This is a genomic window from Enterobacter oligotrophicus, from assembly GCF_009176645.1.
Lineage (GTDB): Bacteria > Pseudomonadota > Gammaproteobacteria > Enterobacterales > Enterobacteriaceae > Enterobacter > Enterobacter oligotrophicus.
The window spans coordinates 2,341,034-2,359,438 of record NZ_AP019007.1 but is presented as its reverse complement, the minus strand read 5'-3'; the positions used below and the strand labels follow the sequence as shown (position 1 = coordinate 2,359,438).

At 52.8% G+C, this 18,405-nt stretch carries 13 protein-coding genes, 1 tRNA gene and 1 pseudogene; 6 read left to right on the top strand and 9 right to left on the bottom strand.

What is annotated here, in order from left to right; all coding sequences use genetic code 11:
* Position 1: 1 nt before the first annotated feature.
* Both EoCCA6_RS11345 and EoCCA6_RS11340 read left to right on the top strand, forming a co-directional pair.
* On the top strand, positions 2-481 hold the full coding sequence (locus tag EoCCA6_RS11345) for a hypothetical protein (protein WP_152082738.1): 480 nt from the start codon (positions 2-4) through the stop codon (positions 479-481).
* 241 nt (positions 482-722) lie between these two features.
* Positions 723-1,604 (top strand): GlxA family transcriptional regulator, encoded by an 882-nt coding sequence (locus EoCCA6_RS11340; RefSeq protein ID WP_152084441.1) that lies wholly within the window; start codon positions 723-725, stop codon positions 1,602-1,604.
* Here the strand turns inward: EoCCA6_RS11340 and EoCCA6_RS11335 are convergent.
* Positions 1,601-2,038 (bottom strand): hypothetical protein, encoded by a 438-nt coding sequence (locus EoCCA6_RS11335; protein WP_152082737.1) that lies wholly within the window; start codon positions 2,036-2,038, stop codon positions 1,601-1,603. The two genes, EoCCA6_RS11340 and EoCCA6_RS11335, sit on opposite strands and share 4 nt — an antisense overlap.
* A gap of 138 nt (positions 2,039-2,176) precedes the next feature.
* On the opposite strand from EoCCA6_RS11335, the gene EoCCA6_RS11330 reads away from it, so the two are divergent.
* Positions 2,177-3,175, top strand: a complete 999-nt coding sequence (locus EoCCA6_RS11330; protein WP_152082736.1) for a class I SAM-dependent methyltransferase — start codon at positions 2,177-2,179, stop codon at positions 3,173-3,175.
* Between the two features lie 101 nt (positions 3,176-3,276).
* Here the strand turns inward: EoCCA6_RS11330 and EoCCA6_RS11325 are convergent, their stop codons facing one another.
* The 3 genes and pseudogenes from EoCCA6_RS11325 to EoCCA6_RS11315 form a co-directional block, all read right to left on the bottom strand.
* Entirely contained in the window at positions 3,277-3,576 is a 300-nt protein-coding gene (locus EoCCA6_RS11325; protein ID WP_152082735.1) for a helix-turn-helix domain-containing protein, read from the bottom strand.
* Positions 3,573-3,909 (bottom strand): annotated as a pseudogene (locus tag EoCCA6_RS11320) (type II toxin-antitoxin system RelE/ParE family toxin). Before EoCCA6_RS11320 ends, EoCCA6_RS11325 begins: the two are co-directional and overlap by 4 nt.
* Positions 3,910-4,055: 146 nt before the next feature.
* Entirely contained in the window at positions 4,056-4,358 is a 303-nt protein-coding gene (locus tag EoCCA6_RS11315) for a SymE family type I addiction module toxin (RefSeq protein WP_152082734.1), read from the bottom strand.
* A gap of 136 nt (positions 4,359-4,494) precedes the next feature.
* On the opposite strand from EoCCA6_RS11315, the gene EoCCA6_RS11310 reads away from it, so the two are divergent.
* A complete protein-coding gene (locus EoCCA6_RS11310) occupies positions 4,495-4,686 on the top strand; it encodes a toxin-antitoxin system HicB family antitoxin (protein WP_152082733.1) in 192 nt (63 codons plus the stop codon).
* A gap of 7 nt (positions 4,687-4,693) precedes the next feature.
* Here EoCCA6_RS11310 and EoCCA6_RS11305 read toward each other — a convergent pair whose 3' ends face one another.
* Both EoCCA6_RS11305 and EoCCA6_RS11300 read right to left on the bottom strand, forming a co-directional pair.
* On the bottom strand, positions 4,694-5,269 hold the full coding sequence (locus EoCCA6_RS11305) for a DUF6680 family protein (protein ID WP_152082732.1): 576 nt from the start codon (positions 5,267-5,269) through the stop codon (positions 4,694-4,696).
* A 70-nt stretch (positions 5,270-5,339) separates the two neighbouring features.
* Positions 5,340-5,434: transfer RNA gene (locus tag EoCCA6_RS11300), tRNA-Sec, on the bottom strand.
* Positions 5,435-5,723: 289 nt separating this feature from the next.
* Here EoCCA6_RS11300 and EoCCA6_RS11295 point away from each other — a divergent pair.
* Both EoCCA6_RS11295 and yicI read left to right on the top strand, forming a co-directional pair.
* A complete protein-coding gene (locus EoCCA6_RS11295; protein ID WP_152082731.1) occupies positions 5,724-7,115 on the top strand; it encodes a glycoside-pentoside-hexuronide family transporter in 1,392 nt (463 codons plus the stop codon).
* A gap of 12 nt (positions 7,116-7,127) precedes the next feature.
* Positions 7,128-9,449, top strand: a complete 2,322-nt coding sequence (gene yicI / locus EoCCA6_RS11290) for an alpha-xylosidase (protein WP_152082730.1) — start codon at positions 7,128-7,130, stop codon at positions 9,447-9,449.
* Between the two features lie 50 nt (positions 9,450-9,499).
* On the opposite strand, the gene EoCCA6_RS11285 is transcribed toward yicI, so the two are convergent.
* The 3 genes from EoCCA6_RS11285 to EoCCA6_RS11275 form a co-directional block, all read right to left on the bottom strand.
* On the bottom strand, positions 9,500-14,932 hold the full coding sequence (locus tag EoCCA6_RS11285; RefSeq protein ID WP_152082729.1) for an Ig-like domain-containing protein: 5,433 nt from the start codon (positions 14,930-14,932) through the stop codon (positions 9,500-9,502).
* Positions 14,933-15,188: 256 nt separating this feature from the next.
* Positions 15,189-16,883, bottom strand: coding sequence for an AsmA family protein (locus EoCCA6_RS11280; RefSeq protein WP_152082728.1), 1,695 nt, complete (start codon positions 16,881-16,883; stop codon positions 15,189-15,191).
* Positions 16,884-17,002: 119 nt separating this feature from the next.
* Positions 17,003-18,394 carry a nucleobase:cation symporter-2 family protein gene (locus EoCCA6_RS11275; RefSeq protein WP_152082727.1) on the bottom strand — a complete coding sequence of 464 codons (1,392 nt, stop codon included), beginning with the start codon at positions 18,392-18,394 and terminating at the stop codon, positions 17,003-17,005.
* Positions 18,395-18,405 lie beyond the last annotated feature (11 nt).

Here is an 18,405-nt window from a genome sequence, read left to right as displayed (position 1 = left end):
CATGAGCCGTTATCGTCAGATGCTGTATATTCTCGCGACGTGCCTGGTCACTGGCGGGGCGCTGATGGGTTACTACCTGTGGCACCGATACTATGTTCAGCCGTTTTCCTGCCAGGCAAACCTGGTGCAGCACCATCCGTCAGAGACGTTATCGCTCTGGCTGAATTACACGTTTGATGGAAAAAGTGGCACGCTGAGCATGAATGGCAGCACTCTGAGCGGTTCAAATAAAACAATCGACCGGAAAATATCCTTCCAGATTGAGCGGAAGGACAACGTCTATTTATTGACCTCTGAAAAAAACATGAAATTTCCGGACGATAATGTGGAAGATAGCTGGCTGGCAAAATATGAACCGCAATTTTATGTTTATCCAGAGAAAAGTATTTATATACGTATAAATAAACAACAGAATGGTAACTATCTCTTCACGTTAGGCACATTGCCAACATATGTGTGTCGCAGTTCAAAAAAAGAATGACCCGGCCAAAAAAACGTTATAAAGACTTCAAATTTCATTTATGCTTGATTTAAGGTTTGAGAATTACCTTAGAAATATAAAAAGCAACCAGCGTGTTGCAATAATGTAATTGTTATTTAACTTTGGCAAGTTGATGAAAACTGTATTTGAACCTTCCGGTCACGGTTTACCTGCGCCGGAAATGCGGCTGCATATTGGGTTGCTTTTATGGCCCCACTATTCACTGCTGGCGGTATCCGGATTGATGGAAGCGCTGCGCTATGCAGCGAAAGCACAAAAGAAAATTTCATTCAAAATCAGGTTGATAAGCGAATTCCCTGCTATCCCGATCGCCAGCAATGCGGGTATCAGTATCAGACCCGATTCCGCTCACGCTCCCCCTGATTCCTTTAACTATATTGCTGTCATTGGCGGCGGTTTGCAGTATCTGAATCGCGGCTACCAGGGAGACAGAGAGTATCTGGCGCACGCCCATCACGCCAGAGTCCCGCTGATTGGGATAGGCACCGGCAGTTTTGTGCTCGCCCAGGAAGGCTTACTGAATGAGCGACGTGCTTCGATTCATCCCTTCCACCTGGAGACGTTTCGACAGGCTTTTCCTCAGGTATACGCTGAGCAAGGCTATGATTTTATTGATGAAGGCGATGTGCTGACCTGTCCGGGTGGCATTTCGACCATCACGCTGGCAACCGAGTTGATTCGTTTACATGCCGGCAGTGATACCGCCAGTACCGCCTGCCAGCGTTTGTCTCTTGTTCCCCATGAACTCGCCACCCCCCGTCCGGCCAATATTGCGCTGATCCCCGACTCGCGTTTGCGTCGCGCAGTGATGCTCATTGAACAGTTTCTCACCCGCCCGCTGACGACCGCCGGGCTGGCCAGCGAAGTGGCACTGAGCGAGCGGCAGCTTAACCGTCTTTTCCATGCTGAATTTGGTAAAACCACCCGTGAGTTTATCCGCAGTGCCAGGCTGCGCTATGCCTGTTGGTTATTAAAAAATTCCCAACAAAGCGTTACGGACATTGCCCTGCGGATGGGCTTTAGCGACTGTGCGCATTTTATTCGTCATTTTCAGACGGAATACGGCCGCACGCCAGGCGTCTGGCGCACGTCGCAGAGTTAAGTACACATGTAGTTAAACGGCCCCGACGGGCATGGACGGAGCACGGCGTTAAGGGTATCGGTTTTGAAGGTGTACATGCCGCCGAAGAACGGATCGACAATCAACCAGCCCGGCACGCCCAGGAAGATAACATTGCCCAGTGTGTACCAGTGGCTAAAGCGCGTCTCCAGCGGCATTATCAATGAGTAATACCCGTCCTGTTTCACCGTGAGCGTGTACTCGCGCTTGCCGAAATAACTCCCGTCCGCTTTCTTCAGCGTGACGGTTTTTGGCGTGTTACCTGTTGTGATGATCCTGCCGCTCTGGTCCGCGATGATAAAGAATGCGTTAGCCGGTTGGCTGTTGATCGTGATTGTCTCTTCATTATTGCCAACGATAGCGGCACAGCCGCTCAGCAGCAGCGGCAGTAACAGCAGGAAGGTGAGTTTTTTCATTCATATTGCTCCGGTCTCTTACCAGACCAAAGCGACACCCTGCGGGTGAAAATTAAGCGCGTTATCTCGTGCTTTCTTCTTAGGGTAAAAAAACGGTCGGGTAAGTAGACTTCCGTTAATGGCCAAAGGGGGAACGAGATGAACTGGCAACCGTATCGCGGTACTGCACCTGCAAACATGACCATTTATAGCGCGGCGTTTCCCGATGTCAGCGACCAGTGGCCGATGAAAGATGACGTAACCCGTGAGATCAACGCGATTGATCAGGCCCTGAAAGCGAACCCGGATCTGGAGCCGCCTCTCCGTGAATACGAAGAGGGAGGACTGCCGGTTTTGATCCCTCAACATCACTTTTCAGAACAGGCTTTTCGCCACCGTCCCGCACTGGCCGCCTGGCGCGCCCGGCTTGTACCAGGCGCGCTGGCGCTCTTTGTGGTGCAAAACCCGCTCGAAGAACGGCTCCCTGAAGGCACAAAAATGGACAGCGAAAGCCGCCAGTGGTTTATCCATGCCAACGACGCCATCGGTGTACGTTCCCGCGCGAAGGTGCTCAGTATGTTGGTTGAAAAATACATCCACAACGACAGCGAAAACAACTGGGTGAGCCTGGCGAGCGGGGCGGCGATCCCCGTGCTGGAGGCGCTGCGTAACGCAACGCTTGACGGGCAGAAGGTGTTTTTATCGCTGGTAGATAAAGATCCTGTTGCGCTGGATTGGGCCGAAACCATGGCGGCTCAGGAGGGGCTTACCGTGGGTGAACAACTGACGTTGCTCAGGCGTGATTTGGTCCATACCCTGGTGCGCAATGAAGATTTATTACTTGAACTGGGTGAGCATCAGGCCGAGCTGGTGGACGCGCTGGGGATTTTCGAATATTTCAACGACACCGATGCGGTGATTTTCCTGCAACGCGCCCTGAGGCTGGTGAAGCCCGGAGGAGCGATGGTTGTGTCCAATATGTTGACCAGCAGCCCGCAAATAGACTTTGTTTTGCGTTGTATTGGCTGGGAACCTATCTTCCCGCGCACTTTGCAGCAACTGCAGGATATCCACATCGCGGCGGGCGTACCGGTGGAGAATGTCACCGTGGTAGTGCCGAAAGATGGGGTGTATGCGGTGATGGAGGTGAAAGCGTAGCTCGGTTTGACTGGGTGCCGGAAACGGTAGCCGTTTCCGTTGCTGGGTATGAGATTGCATGGTTAATCACGGGGCTCGCAATACAATACTTTTCAATCTTTCTAGATATGAAATGCCACACGCTTTCCGGTGGGAAGTTCAACATCAATGCTGAGTTTTCCTCCCATGGCTTCAATATAACGCTTGAGCGTGGCAATTTTCAGTTCATTACCCCGTTGCTCCAGTTGAGTGATGGCTGGCTGGCTAATACCCATTGCCTGAGCCACATATTTTTGCGATAGCCTCAACTCTTCACGCATCATTTGAAGCCCGGTTTCCAGAATCATTTCATCGCCCATTTCCTTGATGCGCTTCTGGCTTTCCGGTGTGCGGGATGCAATCACTTCATTTAAGGTTTTCACTTTGTTGCCTCCAGAGTTGCCAGATGAAGAGAAAATTCGCCATCAGCGATACGGATAAGTCGTTCATAAAAAGTGTTGTCGTGACTTTTGTCTCCTGCGCACAGCACAATGGCCTGACGTACAGGATCAAAAGCGAAGAAAGCTCGAACTAAATACGTAACTCCTTCATATTCTTATACCGTGAACCTTTAACGGTATCCGCCGCATACGGACGAGGAAGACGAGGCCCATAGTTTTGCAGGTTCAACAGGTCTGCCAACACTTTTCCTGTAATCCCTCTTCCTGTTCATGCAACCATGGCTCGAACACCTTACTGAACAGTACCGTCCACATGCTCTCGTCCATGATAAGCTGTAGTTTATAAATGCAATGGCTGCCATGGGCAGCCAGCTCTTTGGGGAACGGAGTATGACAAAAATGGGATATTAATTTGATAGCACAATTAAGAAACTGCGAGGCGCTTTCCGGCATTTTACCATTCAGGCTGGAGAGGAAAGTAGCAGCGACAGCGTACCCTCGATTTCGGTTAGCTTTGCCTTCGCTTGTTTATAATCGTCCAGCAACCTTTGTTCGTGCTCGTTATACGCCACCAGAACGATGCACCCTTTCATGACCTTTACCGTGACCTGATGCCCGGTATCAAACCCCGCCGCACGCAGCCATTTGCCGGAAAGGATGATTTTCGGCGTAGATTTGTCGAAAACATTCGGGCGGTATCCCACAATTAACGAACGCTCGGTTCCGGATTGGTCGGTGTCTGGGGTAGAATGCGAATCAGCCATAATCAACTCCTTGATAGTTGGTGAGGTTAGCTCTCGTCCGGTATTGCGAGTACCTGGCGAGGGCGTTTCAATTTGAGGTTTTCGTATGCTAAGGTACGTACCTCAGCGAAGATATCTTGCTCTTGTAGGTACGTACATGTCAACAGCTAAACGCGATCCTAACAAATCTAAATCCGGAAAAGCACCGACTTTTCAGATTCGTATTACACCGGAGTTGAAAGCACAGTTTGAAGAGGCTGCGAAAGATGCGGGGATGAGTTTGGGAAATTGGCTCAAATCCTTGGGGCGAAATGAATTACTTAAATTAGGTATTAAGCCAAAAATGTAGGTTAGTTTTATTGCGACTTTTGATCATCAGATGATTCAGGAAAAGAAATTACATCCATCTTTAATGCAGTCTCACCAGAAAAAATTGAAGCTAGTCCTTTGCGAATTTTTTGGTTATCTAAATTCATTTGTCCATGAGCAACAGGTATATAAATAGCATTCTGCAAATGAACCCGATCAAAATCGTAGCCAATATCTTCAGCCATAACAGAAAGTAAATTTACGAATAATCTATCGCTAGTCTGATTCCACAACGTGTTACCGCTTTCATTTTCTGGACAGTGTGTACATAAATGGGTGAAGTATTCTTTCCAGGCATCAAGGACTTTTTTCTCTGATTTTGTTCTTTTACTGATACTTCTTTTTATATCGCCATAGAATGCTAAGTCGATCATATTCAGGGCTCTAACATGCTCATTAGAAAGGCGGGCCGCTGTTGATCTTGTTGCCATAAGTTCAGTGAATATATTAACTTTTATGTTTCTTTTTTCTGAATGCTTTTCGATAAGTTTTTGCACTCTAACCGCAAGTAATGGACTGAAAAGAGTAGCAAAAATAGTAGCGATAGCCAGTGCCCAGTTCATGTCTTTTCCTTAATTTTGAAGGTTACGACAACTGAAATATAAAAATATTTGAATATAATATGAACATTTTTGGCGGAAGATCACAGGAGTCGAACCTGCCCAGGACCGCTGGCGGCCCCAACTGGATTTGAAGTCCAGCCACCTCACCGGAGATGACGATCTTCCGCGCCTGCATTGCTACATGGAGGCGGGGCGCATTATAGCTACTTTCAGGCATTTACCACATCCCCCGACACACTTTTTTCACCTCTCTTTTGACCTGCACACCCCTGTTTCGGTTAATTCTTAAGAAAATCCTCAGGTTAGCCTTTCGTGCTCCCAACATTTACCGCGATCACAAAAAACAAGAAACGTAATCTGCTAACCAGAAAACGCAATACCCGCCTTTGAAACAATGGTTTAAAACCACTGTAACCGGTCTCAGCGCCCCCTACAGCGTGAAGGATAAAAAAAGATGAGCGAAGTATTGTCAGTAAAAGAGAAGATTGGCTACGGCATGGGTGACGCCGCCAGCCATATTATTTTTGATAACGTGATGTTGTACATGATGTTTTTCTATACCGATATTTTCGGCATTCCCGCCGGGTTTGTCGGCACCATGTTCCTGCTGGCGCGCGCGCTGGATGCGATCTCCGACCCATGCATGGGCTTGATTGCCGACCGTACCCGCAGCCGCTGGGGTAAGTTCCGTCCGTGGATTTTGTTTGGCGCTATCCCGTTCGGCATCGTCTGTGTGCTGGCGTACACCACGCCAGACCTTAGCCTCAACGGGAAAATGCTTTACGCCGCTATAACTTACACCCTGCTGACCCTGCTCTATACCGTGGTCAACATCCCTTACTGCGCGCTCGGCGGTGTTATCACCAACGACCCGACGCAGCGTATCTCCCTCCAGTCCTGGCGCTTTGTGCTGGCGACAGCGGGCGGCATGCTCTCCACGGTGCTGATGATGCCGCTGGTGAACCTGATCGGCGGCGACGACAAAGCCTTCGGCTTCCAGGGCGGGATCGCCGTGCTGTCGGTGGTCGCATTCCTGATGCTGGCGTTCTGCTTCTTCACCACCAAAGAGCGCATCCAGGTGCCGCCGAGCACCACCTCCATGCGTGAAGACCTGCGCGACATCTGGCACAACGACCAGTGGCGCATCGTCGGTGTGCTCACCATCCTTAACATTCTCGCCGTCTGCGTGCGCGGCGGCGCGATGATGTACTACTGCACCTGGATCATGGGCTCGCCGGAAGTGTTTGTCGCGTTCCTCACCACCTACTGCGTCGGCAACCTGATTGGCTCCGCGCTGGCGAAACCGCTCACCGACTGGAAATGCAAAGTCAGCATCTTCTGGTGGACCAACGCCGCGCTGGCGGTGGTCAGCGTGGCGATGTTCTTCGTGCCGATGCATGCCACCGTACTGATGTTCGCCTTTATCTTCGTCATCGGCGTGCTGCACCAGTTAGTGACGCCCATTCAGTGGGTAATGATGTCCGATACCGTCGACTACGGCGAATGGACCAACGGCAAACGCCTTACCGGCATCAGCTTTGCGGGCACGCTGTTCGTGCTGAAACTCGGCCTGGCGCTGGGCGGAGCGTTGATTGGCTGGATGCTGGCAGGCGGCGGTTATGACGCCGCAGCGAAAACCCAGAACAGTGCGACCATCAGCATCATTATCGGCCTGTTTACGCTGGTGCCAGCGGTTTGCTACGTGCTGAGCGCGGTGATCGCCAAACGCTACTACACGCTGAAAACGCCATTCCTGATCAAAATTATGGGCGAGCTGGCGCAGGGCGCGCGCCGCAATCAGCAGGAATTCGAAAACCTGCCGGTCAGCAAAGAATTACAGAACTAAGAGGACGAGAGTATGAAAATCAGTGACGGAAACTGGCTCATTCAACCGGGCCTGAACGTGACATATCCGGTTCAGGTGTTTGACGTGGAGCAGCAGGGCAATGACCTGGTGGTCTTTGTTGCGCCGCGTGACGTGCGCGAACGCACCTGGCAGCTCGACACGTTGATGTTCACGGTTCGCCTGTTTGCCCCGCAGGACGGGATTGTCGGGGTGCGCATTGAGCATTTCCAGGGGGCGCTGAACAACGGCCCGCACTATCCGCTGAACGTTCTGAAGGATGTAAAAGTTGAGATTGAAAACAACGCGGAATTTGCCGAGCTAAAAAGCGGCAGCGTCAGCGTGCGCGTCACTAAAGGTGAAGTCTGGGCGCTGGATTTTCTGCGTAACGGGCAGCGCATCACCGGCAGCCAGTTGAAAAATAACGGCTACGTACAGGATACCAATACCGATCGTAACTATGTGTTTGAACGTCTGGATCTGGGCGTGGGCGAAACGGTCTACGGCCTGGGCGAGCGCTTTACTGCGCTGGTGCGCAATGGCCAGACGGTCGAAACCTGGAACCGCGACGGCGGCACCAGCACCGAGCAGTCGTACAAAAATATCCCGTTTTATCTGACCAACCGCGGCTACGGCGTGCTGGTGAACCATCCGGAAAACGTCTCCTTTGAAATCGGCTCTGAGAAAGTCTCCAAAGTGCAGTTCAGCGTGGAAGGCGAGTATCTGGAGTATTTCGTCATCGACGGCCCAACGCCGAAAGAGGTACTGAACCGCTATACCCGCTTCACTGGCCGTCCGGCGCTGCCACCAGCGTGGTCGTTTGGACTGTGGCTCACTACCTCGTTCACTACCAACTACGACGAAGCGACGGTCAACAGCTTTATCGACGGCATGGCCGGGCGCGACCTGCCGCTGCATGTGTTCCACTTCGACTGCTTCTGGATGAAGGCCTTCCAGTGGTGTGATTTTGAGTGGGACCCGGTGACATTCCCCGATCCGGAAGGGATGATCCGCCGCCTGAAAGAGAAAGGGCTGAAAGTCTGCGTGTGGATCAACCCGTATATCGGGCAGAAATCACCGGTATTCAATGAGTTAAAAGAGAAAGGCTACCTGCTCAAACGTCCGGACGGCTCCCTGTGGCAGTGGGACAAATGGCAGCCGGGGCTGGCGATTTACGACTTCACGAATCCGGACGCGTGCCGGTGGTACGCCGACAAGCTGAAAGGCCTGGTGGATATCGGCGTGGACTGCTTCAAGACCGATTTCGGCGAGCGCATCCCGACCGACGTCCAGTGGTTCGACGGCGCTGACCCGCAGAAAATGCACAACCACTACGCCTATATCTATAACGAGCTGGTGTGGAACGTGCTGAAAGAGACGGTCGGTGAAGAAGAGGCGGTGCTGTTTGCCCGCTCTGCGTCCGTGGGGGCGCAACAGTTTCCGGTGCACTGGGGCGGCGACTGCTACGCCAACTACGAGTCGATGGCGGAAAGCCTGCGCGGCGGGCTGTCGATTGGTTTGTCCGGCTTCGGGTTCTGGAGCCACGATATCGGCGGGTTCGAAAATACCGCCCCGGCGCACGTCTACAAGCGCTGGTGCGCGTTCGGGCTGTTCTCCAGCCACAGCCGCCTGCACGGCAGCAAATCCTACCGGGTGCCGTGGGCCTATGATGACGAATCCTGCGATGTGGTGCGCCACTTTACGCAGCTTAAATGCCGGATGATGCCGTACCTTTATCGTCAGGCCGCGCTGGCTCGCGAGTTCGGCACGCCGATGCTGCGCGCGATGATGCTGGAGTTCCCGGACGATCCGGCGTGCGATTACCTTGACCGTCAGTACATGCTGGGGGATTCGGTGATGGTTGCGCCGGTGTTCTCCGAAGCGGGCGACGTGCAGTTTTACCTGCCGGAAGGACGCTGGACACACCTGTGGCACAACGATGAAATCCAGGGTAGCCGCTGGCATAAACAGCAGCATGATTTCCTGAGCCTGCCGGTCTACGTGCGCGGCAACACGCTGCTGGCGCTGGGCAACAACAACCAGAAACCGGACTACGCGTGGAACGAGGGCACGGCCTTCCAGCTGTTTAACCTGGATGATGGCGCAACGGCGGTGAGCGAAGTGCCTGCGGCGGACGGCTCTGTGGCGTTTACGCTGAAGGCGTCACGTCAGGGCGATACAGTGACTATTACGGGGGCAGGCGAGGCGCGGAACTGGTCAGTCTGCCTGCGCAACGTGCAGAAGGTCGGCGGCGTGAAAGGTGGTTCACATGCGGGCAGCGAGTGGGGCGTGGTGGTGAACGCACAAGGGAATGAGGTGGTGGTGGTTCACCTGTAACCGCGGCGGAATCAAAAAGCGAGCCAAACGGCTCGCTTTTTTTATGTCGATTAATTGATGGTTAAATCCATCGTTAAGCGATATTCAAACGCCCAGTCGGTGTGCCAGTCTTTACCGGCGAAATGGATAAGACCAGTGTAATGCCCCGGTGGAATATCAGGGTTGTCACTTATGTTCCAGGTAAACTTCGCACGGTAGCCACCTTGACCGCTACACCCGACGGCCGCATTGAGCGGACGCTGCGAGCAATCGGACAAACGGTAACCTTTCAGTTGAACCTCATACTGCTGGCCGCTGTCATCCACCAGAGTGACGGGTGTGGAAACTTGTGAGGCACCGGAGGGAGCCCAGTCCAGCGACGTCGGGCCGGTGGTTGGTGACGATGTTATAAAGCCCAGGTCTGAATATCCTTTGATAGGCGCTGAGGTATAACTTGATGAATCCGTTGTGATGACCCAGGTATCCTCTATGGTATTGATAAATTTCACGCTGTTCTCTTCCAGCGTCGAGGTATTGATGGTTGCTGTCACCGTCACAATGCCCTGATCGCTGCCGCTTAGCTTGACAGTGGCCACTCCTGAACTGTTGGTTTTGGTTGTCGCCGCTGACAGATGGTTCATCGTTGTTTGCCAGGCGACTACGGCATCAGGCACCGTATTGTGGTTAACATCTTCAACATCCACGGTATAGGTGACGGAATCTGAACCGTTAGAGAGCGCAGTCGTTTTGTCCGGCGTCAGTGAAAGCAGTGAGGCTGTTTTGATATCACCAATAAAGGTGACTTTTGTCGCTTTCAGTGTTTGACCATTCCCTGGAATGGTGGCCGAGACTATGACATCACGCGCTTTCATGGTACGGCCTGTGATGGTTGCAATACCTTGTTCATTGGTCGTACTGCTGCTGGCGGCAAGCGTCAGATCCGGGTCATCGCTGCTCCAGGTGATTGCGGTTCCAGGCAGAATATTGCCATTTGCATCTTTCGCCGTGACGGACCAGGTAACCAGCTCGGTATTATCGGCTACCGCTTTTGTTTTATCCGCTTTGATGTTCGACAGCGCTGCGGTTTCAACGTTACCAATAATGTTCACTATCACCGTTTGTTGAGAATGGTTAATACCCGCGCCGATAACCGTCGGGCCTGCTTTGGTTGCGGTGTAGGACACGCTGGCTACACCGTTAGTGTCGGTGTTGCTGCTATCGGATGGCTGGAACGTACCGCCCGGATTATCAGTACCCCAGTGCACCGTCTCATTGTTCACCGGATTACCGGACGCATCTTTTACGGTTGCCTGAAGCGTAATCACGTCTTTACCTGCGACGATATCCGTCGTTTTACTCGCAGTGAGATCCGTGACTGTCTCCGTCGTGACATCGGCGATAAAGCGCATTGTGCCGGAAGTCAGGCTGACGTTGTTAAAGGTGGCAACCGCTTTGCAGGCCACCACGTCCTCAGAGGCAATGGTCACCGTCGATTTCCCCTGCGCATTAGTCGCCTGGGTGTTAGCTGAGAGATGGTAATTACCTGCAGGTATCACCTTCCAGTTAACGTCGCCCTGATTGATGGCGTTACCATAATCATCCTTCACCGTAGCCGTTAAAGCGATGACATCTTTTCCGTCGGCGATGGCGTCGTAATCATATCCCGGTGAGGTGATCGTGACAGGTTTTGCACTGAGCATATCCGGCACAAGGGTGAGCTGAACCGTTTTCTGGCTGTTATTGACACTGCTGGCCGTGACGGTTGTAGCTTGTGCGAGTGTGCCACTGAACGTCGCGATCGCTTTACCTTCTGCGTCTGTGGTGACGCTGGTTTCGCTGAAGAGGCCGGTGGTGTTATCAGATGACCAGGTCACGGTAGCATTCGGGATCGGATGCCCGGCAGCATCCTGTACCGTTGCCGTCAGGGTGACGTTGTCTCTGCCCGCGGCAATGTTGTCGGTTTTATCCGCTGTAAGCGTATGAATGCCAGCCGTACTCTCATCAACAGTGAAGTTCACCGTTTCTGAGGTTTCATCCGTGCCGTTTACCTTCACGGTGACGGCGTAGCTTTCCACCTGGGTTGACGTTAAGGATACGGACACTTTCCCTGCATCATTTGATGTGCTTTTTGATGCTGACAGCGCGCCTGTCGTCGGGTTTACCGTCCATGCTGCCTCTACGCCTGTAAGGATATTATTATTCGCATCGATAACCGTTCCGGTGAAGGTAATGCTATCCGTGCCATTTGCGACCGCAGTGTTTTTGCTCGCTTTGATGTTTTCTATTTGTGCGGTGGTGACATCGCCTGTGAAGCGCGTTGCGGGTGCATTCCACGCCGCGCCCGACCCCGCCTGAGCCGTGACGTTGACCTCGCCAGCTTTCACGGTGGTGACGGTAACGGAGGCTGTTCCGTTAACGTCCGTTTTCGTTGTGGCGGTAGAGAGTTTTGCCGTAGAGGGTGAGGCCGTCCAGTTCACGTTCTGGTCTTTCACCGGGTTGCCTTTGGCGTCCGTGACGGTAGCCGTGTAGGTAATCTTATCCTTACCGTTAGCAATGGCCGCCGATTTATCCACAGCAACGTTTGTCACTTTTGCCGTCGCGGTATCTGCGGTAAAGGTGAGTTCCTGCGAGTTTACTGCCGCGCCTGCCGCGGCACTGGCAGATACAACAACCTTACCCTGCATGGATGAAACCAGCGTTACGGTGGCATCACCCTGAGCGTTGGTGTTGTTTTGCGCAGCGCTTAACGTGCCTTGTCCCTCAACAATTTTCCACTGTACTGCGCTATCAGATACCGGATGATCGTTCGCATCAATGACGTGTGCTGTCAGCGAGATGCGATCGTTTTGGTTTGCGACAGCCTGTGTTTTATCTGTATCGAGCGTTTGCACGAACGCCGTTGCATTATCGGCGATGAAGTTAATGGCCGGTGATGTCTGCGATTGTTCCCCTAACGTTGCGGTTACTGACGTGTTTTCGACGGTAGTGGAGGTTAGATCGACGGTTGCTTCACCTTTCGCATCCGTGCTGGTGGATGCGCCGGACAGGCTGGCTTGAGCGCTGGCCGTGCTCCAGTTAATTTTCACGCCTTTCAGCGGATTTTTATTGGCATCTTCGACCTTCACTTTAAAGGTGACCGGATCATGGCCATTCGCCAGCGCCGATGTTTTAGTGGCTGACACGCTGCCGAGCGTAGCGGTTTTAACATCCGGCAGGAAGGTCAACACGTCTGTTTTTAACGCGTCGCTGCTTCCTGTTGAGGCACTGACAATACCTTGTCCGGATTTTGTCGATTTCAGCGTCACCGTCGCAATACCGTTCTCATCGGTATTGCTCTGTTTGTCGGCCAGACGTGCCGTACCGCTTGCGGTGTCTATTGCCCAGTCAACAGGCTGATTGACCAGCGGGTGCTGGCTGGCATCCGTTACCATGGCGCTGACGGTAATCTGATCCTGGTTATCCGCCTGCGCGATTTTTTTATCGGCGTTAATCTGGGTGACGTGCGCACTGCGGGTGTCAGCCGTGAATTGCAGCGCTTTACTCTGGATAGCTTCGCCGTTATCAAGCTGCGCGCTAACCGTGGTGGTGATGACTTTGCTGCTGGTCAGTGAGTTGACGGCATAACCTTGTGCGTCAGTGGTGCTTGTTGTTGCGGCCAGAAGCGCATCCCCGTTTTCGCTGCTCCAGTGCACGGTCATACCCTGAACAGGGTTATTCATTGCATCAACAACATGCGCTTTGAGTGGAATCGCATCCTGGGCGTTTGCCAGCGCCGACGTTTTAGAAGCATCAAGCGCGGCAAAATGAGATGTATCACTCACCGCCGTGAGGGTAACGGTTGTATTGCTGAGCTTCGTCGTCTGGTTATAGAGAGGCTGGACTACTACCGCACCCGGTAGTGTCCCGGCCGTGAAGGTGCTGACGTAAACGCCAGGGGTTTGTTCTTTAAATGAACTGATTTTTTCCTGAACGGGGGAGGCGCTTACCTTCTGGCTTTGCGCACTACGACTCAACTGCGCGCTGAGGCTGCCAGCAAGACCGGTGATCTTTTCGCCGCTGCCGGAGGTGACCGTAACGGTTATCTGAGTCGTACTCGTGCCATCCGCCGGAAGCGAAGCACTCGCCGCTGACGTCGTTGTCGTAACATCGGCAAGGTTGAACCCGCTAACGGCTACCGTCATGTGGCTGACATCGGATTTATTCCCCTGGTTGTCATACGCCGTGGCTGAGACGACGTACATATTTTTCTCCGCGCCATTTTGCTGATAGCGAGGAAGGGTAACGGTCCACGTACCGTTTTTTTCATCGATTTTCCCCCCGCTCTGAACGAGGCTATCGTCCTGCCAGGTAATGTGATCCACCGGATACTTGCTTTTCACATTAACGTTAAAAGGTACGGTTTCTGCTTCAATGCCGGATATTTTTGCTGGTAATTTCAGCGAGATAAGCTCTTTTTTACGGTATTCCAGCACAATGGTGTTATTACGATTCACCAAATCAAGACGGCTGCCCAGTAGCGTGCGGCGATCTTTCACTTTATCGGCATCAAGTTGCGCACTGAGCGGCGAACCCAGCATCCAGTTCAGCGCCAATTCAACCTGGGTATCGTTGTGATCGCCTTTACCCATTTTTTGGTTTAACCCGACAGAGAACAGCGGAACGGGGGTATAGTTGATACCCGCAGTCACAGCATAAGGGTCGCGTTGGCGGTCGTCGTCGTTGTCACCAAACAGGGCTACGTCATCGCCATAATATTGTTCCCAGATCAGCTGAGCGCCGAGCTGTGGATAAGACGGAAGATAGCCTTCAGCCCGCACGTCGTAACCATTGGCTACGCGTTCTTCATAATCTTTGTGATCTTTTGAATCTTTCCAGCCTGAAAGGCGCTGATAACCGTTAGCACTTAGCCTGAAATAGTCCCAGCCGAGTTCAGCCCCAAGACCCAAACGCTGGTGGGTGTTATCAGACAGTTGTTGATCGTAAAATGCGTTTACGCCCCACATCCATGTGTCGGCGAAATAGCGGTAACCCAGGCCTGCATTAATGATGTTGCGATCGTCATCACGTCGTGTGCCTAATTGGGTGAAGATAAGGTTTTGTTTTTTATCATCGTAAAGCGGTAACAGCATGTCCAGATTTGCACTTTCCAGCGACAGATTGTTGTCGAATCCCAGGTTTATTCGCGCAGTACCAAACTGCTCAAGCCAGGACTGAATTTCATTAGTGGCGTATGCAGAGCTGTTATTAATCGCTGAATTAATAAGGGCATCCGTTTTATTATCCTGGCTCAGCATTGAACCGGTACTGGAAAGCACATTGGCGAGGTTTTTACCCGCATCGTCTTCTTTTGCTGTGCTGGTTGACGCTGCTGCCGTCGTTTGTGAAGATGGTGTTTGGCGACTGCTGGCAATAGCAGGAATTGAAAAAACAAATGAATTGATGAAGATAATTATTAATTGCAGAAATATTTGCAAACAGGCGGTAATCTTTGCGTAAAATCGCATCACAGGAGTCCTTTCCGGAATAATGAATCAAGAAAATAGGAATGGGTGTGATGGGATTATATTAAGAACTATCTGAGTATAGTCTTTATAATTTCTAATATTGTTTTTTATTTATACTAAAGCAATAAATTACAAAAATGTGTTCTCGATTATCTCATTGATATATTGCTTGTTTATGCCTCCAATGTATCCGGCTTCTGGATGGGTTCAGAAAGCCGGATGCCATTTATACTTAATCAGATTAATAATATTACACTTACTGAGAAGTCGTGTTTTTTATTTCTTCTCCATTAAGTAACGTCTGATTAACGTGTTGTTTATCCATGTTCTCTGCCCGCAGATTGCCATTCACTGTGGATTTTAATGGCACTTTATCCTGTATGCTGCCGCTGGCAGTGAGCTGAAGGTTCCCGTCTCCTGCAATCGGCAATTCAGGCCAGCCCCACTGTTGCAGGATATTCAGAGGCACGCCGCGCCCGTTCAGGCTGATGGTCGTTTGTCGTTGTGGCAGCTGCGAAACGGTGGCGGTGGCCTCCAGGATGCCTTTTTCGGTGAACGCGCTCAGCTCGGAGATATTAACCGTTGCCGCATTAGCATTGAGCGCCAGTGAAGGACGACGCACGTCCACGCGGTTAAAGGTTGCCGCTGCACCGTTAAGTGTTGCGCTACCGCCCCACACGCCCCACTGGTGATCTTTTACCAGTTGCAGGTTGGCACCGTAACCATCCAGGGAGGTGATCTGCCACGGGAAAGTCGGATCGATGTCGATCACCAGGTTGCGGCTCAGGCCAAATTTCTTCAGCGTCATGCCGTTCAGCCATTCTGGCAGGGGGGCCATCCACAGCGATTTCCAGTTTTCGGGCAAGGTGTATTCCAGCCCGGCGATGGCGACATCATCCAGTACCAGTACCTTTCCATCGCGCAGCCAGTTGCCGGAGGTGCGCACCATGCCGCCTTCCCAGCGGGAGGTGAACTGACGCAGCGCCACGCCCTGAGGAGAAAACTCCGCATTCAGGATCGGGTCGAACAGGTGCAATGAGCCGTAGATAAACTCGCTGGCATTCATCGATAAGCGCCCCTCCTGGCTCTGCCAGTCTCCTCTGCTGAGCGTCAGATTACGCAGGCTTAAATCAAGATCGGTAACGGCCCAGTCCGGTCCCTGCAGACGGGCATCCGTCACTTCCAGCTGGCCAATCTGCAAAGAAGGGATTGTGTTCAGCGGCGCGAAGAAATCCATCAGCGATTTATCGCTTTGCAGGCGGATGTCATTCAGGCGCAGGGTATCGATTACCCAACTGCCATCAGCATTGCGCAGGGCGGAGCCGGTAAGCGAACCGCGTGCCATATCGGCACCTATGGTGTTCAGCACCACCTCTTTACCGTTGAGTTGCCCCTGTATCAGCACGTTAGTCGCCGGAACGCCGTTCAGGGTGAGTGAACCGGCACTCATCTGGATCTGCGCATTTTTACCCAGCACGTTGCCTGCTTCAGGCTCCCAGGGATTAACGCCGCCCGTCACCTTTTGCGCACTCAGGTCCCACTCTGTATTTGGGCTGTTGAAGGCCATATTGTTCAGCTGCAAACGATCCGCCTGGAAGGGCAGCGGCGCGGTCTGAGGCGAGAGATTCAGCGTGCCATCAAACAGGGTGATGGTATCCATATGCAGCGGATCGGTGACCTGGCGGCTGCTTAAACCAATGTCGACTTTTTTAGCCACCAGCGTGGCGGGTTTGCCATCGCGACCAAAGGTGACGTTTTCCAGAATGATGTGGGAAGGCGATGAAAAGCGGTGATCCATCAGGTCGAAACTGAGTTCGTAATCGGTATTAGCCGTTACCCAACTGCTGACCTGCGACGCGCCCCAGCGGGTCTGGAGCAGAATATAGAACGTCAGCACCACAATAAGCAGGGCAACCAGAAGATAGACGAGCAGCTTTCCAATAAATTTCATGGTCTTCCATCCCGTGAAACGCACATAAAGGAGTTATGCACGATTTATGCGCAATGCTCAAGGCGGGAATGGTGTAAAGAGATGTCACGGCAGGCATTGACAGCCTGCCGTGATGACGATCAATTTTTTTCAGGCGGGAAAACAAGGTTCAGGACGATCGCAGTGATACCACCAGCCGCAATACCGGAAGAGAGCAGGTTTTTCACCCAGTCCGGCGCAAACTGCAGGATCAGCGGCTGCTGAGACACGCCCAGTCCAACGGCCAGCGACAGCGCGATAATCATGATCGCCCGGCGGTTCAGCGGCTCGCGGGAGACGATACGCACGCCAGAGGCCGCGATAGTGCCGAACATCACCAGCGTCGCGCCGCCCAGCACCGGCTCAGGGATATGCTGCACAAAGCCGCTTACCGCCGGGAACAGACCGAGGACGATCAGCATCAGCGCGACGACGAAACCAACGTAACGGCTGGCAACCCCGGTCAGCTGGATCACGCCGTTGTTCTGGCCGAAGCAGGAGTTCGGGAAGGTGTTAAACACAGCTGAAACAAACGAGTTCAGGCCGTTCGCCAGCACGCCCCCCTTCAGACGCTTCATATACAGCGGGCCGGAGACCGGCTGTTCAGAGACATCAGACGTTGCGGTGATATCACCGATGGTTTCCAGCGAGGTGATCATAAAGACCAGCATCAGTGGCAGCAGCAGACCCCAGTCAATGCCCAGGCCGTAGTAGAGCGGTGTCGGAATTGTGATCAGCGCGGCGTTCGTTGGCGCGGTGTTCTCCGGCAGCATGTCCAGCGCCCATGCCATCAGGTAACCGGCCGCCATGGCGATCACCAGTGATGCCACGCGCAGGTAAGGGTTACGCTGACGGTTAAGCAGAATAATGATCGCCAGCACCACGCCTGCCAGCAGCAGGTTTTTCGGCGCGCCGAAGGTGTGGTCGGCCATGGCTGCATAGCCACCGCCGATAGAGGTCAGACCCACCTGAATCAGCGACAGGCCGATAATTATCACCACCACGCCGGAGACCAGCGGAGTGATCACGCGACGCGCCAGGTGCAGAACGCGGGAGATTACCATCTCCGTGCAGCTTGCCAGCATCAGCGTGCCGAAAAGCGCTGCCATCATGGTCGGAACATCTGCACCACCGGTTTTTAGCGCCGTACCGCCCATGATCAGCGGTGCCACAAAATTAAAACTGGTGCCCTGAATCGACAACAGCCCAGAGCCCACCGGACCCCATGCTTTAATTTGAATAATGGACGCCACGCCGGAGGCAAACAGGGACATGCTGATAATGTGTTGTGTGTCCTGCGCCGGTAAACCAAGGGCCTGGCAGATCAGCAGCGCAGGGGTGATCACCGCAACGAACATCGCCAGCAGGTGCTGACAGGCGGCGAACAACGTTTGAGGCAATGGCGGGCGGTCTTCAAGGCGGTAAATCAGTTCGCTGTTCTGCTTCTGCGCAATCGGTTGCGCATCTGGCGACTCTAAGGTGTTAACGGACATCGGCGGCAATC

Excerpts from the sequence above, each read along its gene's own strand:
- EoCCA6_RS11315 (WP_152082734.1), bottom strand. The coding sequence starts at position 4,358 with ATGGCTGATTCGCATTCTACCCCAGACACCGACCAATCCGGAACCGAG.
- EoCCA6_RS11285 (WP_152082729.1), bottom strand. The coding sequence starts at position 14,932 with ATGCGATTTTACGCAAAGATTACCGCCTGTTTGCAAATATTTCTGCAA.
- yicI (WP_152082730.1), top strand. The coding sequence starts at position 7,128 with ATGAAAATCAGTGACGGAAACTGGCTCATTCAACCGGGCCTGAACGTG.
- EoCCA6_RS11335 (WP_152082737.1), bottom strand. The coding sequence starts at position 2,038 with ATGAAAAAACTCACCTTCCTGCTGTTACTGCCGCTGCTGCTGAGCGGC.
- EoCCA6_RS11275 (WP_152082727.1), bottom strand. The coding sequence starts at position 18,394 with ATGTCCGTTAACACCTTAGAGTCGCCAGATGCGCAACCGATTGCGCAG.
- EoCCA6_RS11295 (WP_152082731.1), top strand. The coding sequence starts at position 5,724 with ATGAGCGAAGTATTGTCAGTAAAAGAGAAGATTGGCTACGGCATGGGT.
- EoCCA6_RS11305 (WP_152082732.1), bottom strand. The coding sequence starts at position 5,269 with ATGAACTGGGCACTGGCTATCGCTACTATTTTTGCTACTCTTTTCAGT.
- EoCCA6_RS11345 (WP_152082738.1), top strand. The coding sequence starts at position 2 with ATGAGCCGTTATCGTCAGATGCTGTATATTCTCGCGACGTGCCTGGTC.
- EoCCA6_RS11330 (WP_152082736.1), top strand. The coding sequence starts at position 2,177 with ATGAACTGGCAACCGTATCGCGGTACTGCACCTGCAAACATGACCATT.
- EoCCA6_RS11280 (WP_152082728.1), bottom strand. The coding sequence starts at position 16,883 with ATGAAATTTATTGGAAAGCTGCTCGTCTATCTTCTGGTTGCCCTGCTT.
- EoCCA6_RS11310 (WP_152082733.1), top strand. The coding sequence starts at position 4,495 with ATGTCAACAGCTAAACGCGATCCTAACAAATCTAAATCCGGAAAAGCA.